Source organism: Streptomyces sp. NPDC058000, from assembly GCF_042886435.1.
Classification (GTDB): Bacteria; Actinomycetota; Actinomycetes; order Streptomycetales; family Streptomycetaceae; genus Streptomyces.
This window is the reverse complement of record NZ_JBHVQS010000125.1, coordinates 1-6,133: the sequence shown is the minus strand read 5'-3', so window position 1 is coordinate 6,133 and position 6,133 is coordinate 1. Positions and strand designations below refer to the sequence as shown.

The following is a 6,133-nucleotide window of genomic DNA, read 5'->3' as shown; positions in this document are numbered from 1 at the left end:
GAACCGACCGACGGTGCGCCGGGCCAGTGCCGGCCGGTGGCGTCAGGCGCCCCGGCCTCCCGCCTCCGCCTTCGTCGCGCACTCGCCGCAGGTCCCGAAGATCTCGACGGTGTGCGCCACATCGCGGAAGCCGTGCTCGGCGGCGATCTGGTCGGCCCACTTCTCCACCGCCGGGCCCTCGACCTCGACCGCCGTGCCGCAGCCGCGGCACACCAGGTGGTGGTGATGGTCGTCGGTGCTGCACCGGCGGTAGACGGACTCGCCGTCGCTGGTGCGCAGCACATCGACCTCACCGGCGTCGGCGAGGGACTGGAGCGTCCGGTAGACGGTGGTCAACCCGACCGAGTCACCCCGGTGCTTGAGCATGTCGTGGAGCTCCTGTGCGCTGCGGAACTCGTTGACCTCGTCGAGTGCGGCCGAAACCGCGGTGCGCTGCCGCGTCGACCGGCCGCGGACCGGAGATCCCGCGCTCGTCGCCACCGTTGCCTCCCTAGGACGTCAGGACTTCTCCCGCGCATGCGTTTGGCCATTGTGCCAGGTGATGACCGGAAGCCCTGTTTGGCGCTTACACCTACTCCTTCATGTATCCCTCGGCCGGACGGCGCCACACCGCCCGGCACCCTGTCCTTGTCCGTCCCGTCCGCCTGTGACGCCGTTACACCCGTACGTCGTCCTCCGCGGTGCGGCTGCCCGGTACCTCCAGGGTGCACCCCTTCTCGGCCGCGGTGGCCGCCCCGGCGCGCTTTCTGGCCAGCGGGGTGGCCAGCGCCGTGAAGACCACGAACAGCGCGATGGCGAACAGCACGATGGTCGCGCCGGACGGCACGTCGACGTAGTACGAGGCGGTGGTGCCGGTCAGGGTCACCGCCACGCCGATCGCCACCGCGGTCACGAAGGTCACCGCGAAACTGCGGCTGATCTGCTGGGCGGCCGCGACCGGGATCACCATCAGCGCACTGACCAGCAGCAGGCCGACCACCCGCATGGCGACCGTGACGGTGACCGCGGCGGTCACCGCGATCAGCAGGTTCAGCAGCCGCACCGGCAGACCGGTGACCCGGGCGAACTCCTCGTCCTGGCAGACCGCGAACAGCTGCCGGCGCAGTCCCACCGTGATCGCCAGCACCAGCGCGGCCAGCACGTAGATCGTCGTCATGTCCTGCGGCGAGACGGTGGTGATCGAACCGAACAGATACGTCCCCAGGTTGGCGCTGGAGCCCGCGTCCGAGAGGTTCATCAGCATCACACCGCCCGCCATACCGCCGTAGAACAGCATGGCCAGCGCCAGATCGCCGCGGGTCTTCCCGTACCAGCGGATCAGCTCCATCACCACCGAACCGACCACCGCGACCGCGGTGGCGACCCAGACCGGGCTGGTGTTGAGCAGGAAGCCCAGACCGACACCGGTCAGGGCGACGTGGCCGATACCGTCGCCCATCAGGGCCTGGCGGCGCTGGACGAGGTAGATGCCGATGGCGGGCGCGGTGATCCCGACGATCAGGGCGGCGATCAGCGCCCGCTGCATGAAGGCGTAAGAGAGCATTTCCATGGTGGCGGGCCCTAGCTCAGCAGGCCGGTGCGGAGCGGCTCCGCGGCGGCGTCGGCGTGCGGGTGGACGTGGTCGTGGCCGGGCAGCGCGTGCTGCCCCACCGCCTCGGGCGGCGGACCGTCGTGGACGACACAGCCGTCCCGCAGCACCACCGCACGGTCGATCAGCGGCTCCAGCGGGCCCAGTTCGTGCAGCACCAGCAGGACCGTGGCGCCGCGGCCGACCTGTTCGCGGAGCGCCGAGGCCAGCACCTCCTGGCTTGCCAGGTCCACGCCGGCCATCGGTTCGTCCATGATCAGCAGATCGGGTTCACCGGCCAGCGCGCGGGCGATCAGCACCCGTTGGTGCTGCCCGCCCGACAGGGCATTGACGGAGTCCTTGACCCGGTCGGCCATCCCGACCAGCTCCAACGCGCGGTGCACCGCGGTCCGGTCCGCCTTGCGGAGCAGGCCCAGCTTCGTCCGGGCCAGCCGGCCCGCCGTGACCACCTCGCGGACGGTGGCCGGCACCCCGCCGGCCGCTGTGGTGCGCTGCGGCACGTACCCGATCCGCGCCCAGTCCTTGAAGCGGCGGAACGGCGTTCCGAAGAGCGCCAGTTCACCGCCGGTCAGCGGCACCTGGCCGATCACCGAGCGGACGGCGGTGGACTTGCCCGAGCCGTTGGCGCCGAGCAGTGCGACGACCTCGCCGGACCGCACGGTCAGATCGACCCCGCGCAGTACCGGCCGGGCGCCCAGCGACGCGGTCGCCCCGCGCAGCTCGATGACGGCCGACCGGTCCCGGGCGGGCCGGTCCGCGGCCTCCGGGGCTATGACGGGCTGGCCGGTGTCCTTCATCTGCTGACCTCCGTCGTGCGGTGCGTCCTGGTGTGCGGGGTATGCGGGCTATGCGGGGCGTACGGCGCCTGGTGTCGGGTGGGCACGGGGCGACGCGGGCGGGGTGCGGGGCCGGTCACTTGGTGCCGAGCGCCTTCTGCAGCGCGGCGAGGTTGGCGCGCTGCACCGAGAAGTAGTCCGTGCCACGGGACTTGTCGGTGATGCCCTCCAGCGGGTCCAGCACGTCGGTCTTCAGGTGCAGGTCGCCGGCGAGGGTCTTGGCGGTGGCCGGGTTGGCCAGCGTCTCGAAGAACACCGTGGAGACGTGGTGCTGCTCCGCGAGGGTGTGCAGCTCCTTGATGCGGTTGGCGCTGGGCTCGGACTCCGGGTCCAGGCCGCTGATCGCCTCCTCGGTCAGGCCGTAGCGCTCGGCGAGGTAGCCGAAGGCCGCGTGGGTGGTGATGAAGGTGTCCGAAGCCCGGTTCTTCAGCCCGTCCGCGAACGCCTTGTTCAGCGCGTCCAGCTTCTTCACCAGGACGTCGGTGTTCTTCTGGTAGTCGACCTTGTGCTTCGGGTCGGCCTGCGCGAACGTCGTGTTGACACCCTTGGCGACCTGGGCGAACTTGACCGGATCCAGCCAGATGTGCGGGTCCTGGCCGGGCTCGGACCCGGAGTGCGAGTGGTTGTCGCCGGTGGTGTGGTGGTGCCCGTCGACCTCGGGGCCGTGCGCCTCCAGGCTGGTCATCTTCGCCGCGTCGGCGATGTACTTCACCCCGGACTGGGCGACCGAGTCGTCCACGGCGGGCTGGAGGCCCTTGAGGTAGACGATCGCGCCGGACTCGCTGAGCTGCGCGGTCTGTTTGGCGGTGAGCGTCAGATCGTGCGGCTCGACGCCCGGCTTGGTGAGGTTGGACACCTCGACGTGCGACCCGCCGATCTGCTCGGCGAGGAACTGCATCGGATAGAACGACGCCGCCACCTTCAGCTTGCCGTCGTCGGTGCGCCCGGAGGCGGTGGTGGAGCAGGCGGACAGGGCCAGCAGGCCGAGGACCGCGGCTCCGGCGACGGCTGCGGTGGATATGTGCGGGCGTACGTTCATGACAGTCATTTTCAACAAACATGGAAATGATTGTCAACAAAGTGCGCGCCAGGTCACAGCGCGAAGACAACCGGCCGGAACCGATCCGGAATCGATTTGGTCCGGGGGGTACGCCCGCCGCTACCCTGAACTATTCGCCCAGTCGTCTCCTGATCACCACCCTCATCGAGGCGCCTCGCGCCCCCCTATCCACTGTCCGACGTCGTACTGAAGAGAGCACCGTGGCCGCCGACAAGATCGATACCATCGTCAGCCTGAGCAAGCGCCGTGGCTTCGTCTACCCCTGCAGTGAGATCTACGGCGGCTCCCGCGCTGCCTGGGACTACGGTCCCCTCGGCGTCGAGCTCAAGGAGAACATCAAGCGCCAGTGGTGGCGCGCCATGGTCATCTCCCGCGAGGACGTCGTCGGCATCGACTCGTCGGTGATCCTGGCCCCCGAGGTGTGGCAGGCGTCCGGTCACGTCGCCACCTTCACCGACCCGCTCACCGAGTGCACCTCCTGCCACAAGCGCTTCCGCGCCGACCACCTGGAGGAGGCGTACGAGGCCAAGCACGGCAAGCTCCCCGAGAACGGCCTCGCCGACATCAACTGCCCGCACTGCGGCAACAAGGGCGGCTTCACCGAGCCCAAGCAGTTCTCCGGCCTGCTCTCCACCCACCTCGGCCCGTCGCAGGACACCGCGTCCGTCGCCTACCTGCGCCCCGAGACCGCCCAGGGCATCTTCACCAACTTCGCGCAGGTCCAGCAGACCTCCCGCAAGAAGCCCCCGTTCGGCATCGCCCAGATGGGCAAGTCCTTCCGGAACGAGATCACCCCGGGCAACTTCATCTTCCGGACCCGCGAGTTCGAGCAGATGGAGATGGAGTTCTTCGTCAAGCCGGGCGAGGACGAGCAGTGGCAGGAATACTGGATGGAGCAGCGCTGGAACTGGTACCGCGACCTGGGCCTGCGCGAGGAGAACATCCGCTGGTACGAGCACCCCGCCGAGAAGCTCTCGCACTACTCCAAGCGCACCGCTGACATCGAGTACCGCTTCCAGTTCGGCGGTTCGGAGTGGGGCGAGCTGGAGGGCGTCGCCAACCGCACCGACTACGACCTCTCCTCGCACGCCAAGGCGTCCGGCCAGGACCTCTCCTACTTCGACCAGGAGGCCGGCGAGCGCTACACCCCGTTCGTCATCGAGCCGGCGGCCGGTGTCGGCCGCGCCATGCTCGCCTTCCTGCTCGACGCCTACACCGAGGACGAGGCGCCGAACGCCAAGGGCAAGCTGGAGAAGCGCACGGTGCTGCGCCTCGACCCGCGCCTGTCGCCGGTGAAGGTCGCGGTCCTCCCGCTCTCCCGCAACCCGCAGCTCTCCCCGAAGGCCAAGGGGCTCGCCGCGGACCTCCGCAAGTTCTGGAACATCGAGTTCGACGACGCGGGCGCCATCGGCCGCCGCTACCGCCGCCAGGACGAGATCGGCACCCCGTTCTGCGTCACCGTCGACTTCGACACCCTCGATGACAACGCGGTCACGGTGCGCGAGCGCGACACCATGAAGCAGGAGCGCGTCAGCCTGGACCAGATCCAGTCCTACCTGGGCAGCCGCCTCCTCGGCTGCTGACCCCGCGGTCCGCGGCCCGGCCGGCAACGGTCGGGCCACGGCCGAGCCGCTGCGCGCGGCGCCCACGCGAACGCCGGCCGGCCCCCGACTCCTCGGGGGCCGGCCGGCGTTGTGCTGCCCGCCCGTGCGTTCCGTGCGGTGACTACCCCCGCAGGCCACGCAGTACGAGGTCGCGGACGGCCTCGAAATCGGCGGTGATCTCCGGACGGGACCACTCCGCGGCGTAACACGGGTCGTGGAAGCGGCCGGTGGCGCCGAAAACGGCGTGGGCGGTGGTGGCCGGTGAGGAGGCGAGGAAGGCGCCCTCCGCGACCCCCGCCTCGATGATCTTCGCCAACTGCGATTCGAGGTCGGTGACGTGCCGGTCCACCACGCCGCCGCTCTCACCGATCAACGTCATGTACGTGGCGAAGAGTTCGGGGTCGTCACCGGCCTTGTGCCGCTTGGCCTCGAAGAGCGTGGCGAGCCAGCGGCCCAGCCGGCCCTCGGCCGGCCCCTCGTCCTCGACGATCGCCGCCAACTCCTGGCTCGTACGGTCCAGCCAGCGCGCCGTCACCGCCTCCCGCAGCGCCGTCTTCGTACGGAAATGGCGGTAGACACTGCCGTGGCTCACGCCCAGCGCCCGCGCGACATCCACGACCGTCGCCTTCGCCGGCCCATACCGGCGCAGCACCTCCTCGGTGGCTTCGAGGATCCGCTCGGGCGTCAACGTCTCGGGGGGCATGGGGTCGAGCCGACCTTTCGGTACAACGGGGGTACGTATGTATGGAGGGACCGTACCGTTTTCGCCGGTGGCGGGCCCGCACGTTGTCGGCTTCCCCGCCGGTTCGCTGCGCTTGGCTGGCGCCGCACGTTGTCGGCTGTCCCGCCGTGGGGGTTCTTGTTGTTTCGCCTGGCGGCGGGCTGTTGTCCGCTGCGCGGGTCCGCTGCGCTTGGCTGGGTTTCGTACGTTGCCGGGTGCGGCGTCGTTTCGCCTGGCGGCGCGGGTCCGCTGCGCGGGGCTGTTGGGTGCGGTGTCGGGGCGGAGGGGTCGGTGTGCAGGACTGCTGCGCTTTACGTCCTGCAC

General features: G+C 69.9%; 6 protein-coding genes. 1 reads left to right on the top strand and 5 read right to left on the bottom strand.

Annotated elements, in window-relative coordinates; genetic code table 11:
• Positions 1-42 precede the first annotated feature (42 nt).
• The 4 genes from ACFVT2_RS43185 to ACFVT2_RS43170 form a co-directional block, all read right to left on the bottom strand.
• A complete protein-coding gene (locus ACFVT2_RS43185; RefSeq protein ID WP_390027962.1) occupies positions 43-480 on the bottom strand; it encodes a Fur family transcriptional regulator in 438 nt (145 codons plus the stop codon).
• A 175-nt stretch (positions 481-655) separates the two neighbouring features.
• Entirely contained in the window at positions 656-1,549 is an 894-nt protein-coding gene (locus ACFVT2_RS43180; protein WP_390027959.1) for a metal ABC transporter permease, read from the bottom strand.
• Between the two features lie 11 nt (positions 1,550-1,560).
• Complete coding sequence (locus tag ACFVT2_RS43175) at positions 1,561-2,385, bottom strand: metal ABC transporter ATP-binding protein (protein ID WP_390027957.1); 825 nt, start codon at positions 2,383-2,385, stop codon at positions 1,561-1,563.
• Between the two features lie 115 nt (positions 2,386-2,500).
• On the bottom strand, positions 2,501-3,463 hold the full coding sequence (locus ACFVT2_RS43170) for a metal ABC transporter substrate-binding protein (RefSeq protein WP_390027954.1): 963 nt from the start codon (positions 3,461-3,463) through the stop codon (positions 2,501-2,503).
• Positions 3,464-3,684: 221 nt separating this feature from the next.
• Between ACFVT2_RS43170 and ACFVT2_RS43165 the strand changes: the two genes are divergently transcribed.
• On the top strand, positions 3,685-5,067 hold the full coding sequence (locus ACFVT2_RS43165) for a glycine--tRNA ligase (protein ID WP_390027952.1): 1,383 nt from the start codon (positions 3,685-3,687) through the stop codon (positions 5,065-5,067).
• Between the two features lie 142 nt (positions 5,068-5,209).
• On the opposite strand, the gene ACFVT2_RS43160 is transcribed toward ACFVT2_RS43165, so the two are convergent.
• On the bottom strand, positions 5,210-5,791 hold the full coding sequence (locus tag ACFVT2_RS43160; protein ID WP_390027949.1) for a TetR family transcriptional regulator: 582 nt from the start codon (positions 5,789-5,791) through the stop codon (positions 5,210-5,212).
• Positions 5,792-6,133 lie beyond the last annotated feature (342 nt).

Bases quoted from the DNA above. Each gene is read 5' to 3' on its own strand.
- ACFVT2_RS43175 (WP_390027957.1), bottom strand. From the start codon at position 2,385: ATGAAGGACACCGGCCAGCCCGTCATAGCCCCGGAGGCCGCGGACCGG.
- ACFVT2_RS43160 (WP_390027949.1), bottom strand. From the start codon at position 5,791: ATGCCCCCCGAGACGTTGACGCCCGAGCGGATCCTCGAAGCCACCGAG.
- ACFVT2_RS43180 (WP_390027959.1), bottom strand. From the start codon at position 1,549: ATGGAAATGCTCTCTTACGCCTTCATGCAGCGGGCGCTGATCGCCGCC.
- ACFVT2_RS43170 (WP_390027954.1), bottom strand. From the start codon at position 3,463: ATGAACGTACGCCCGCACATATCCACCGCAGCCGTCGCCGGAGCCGCG.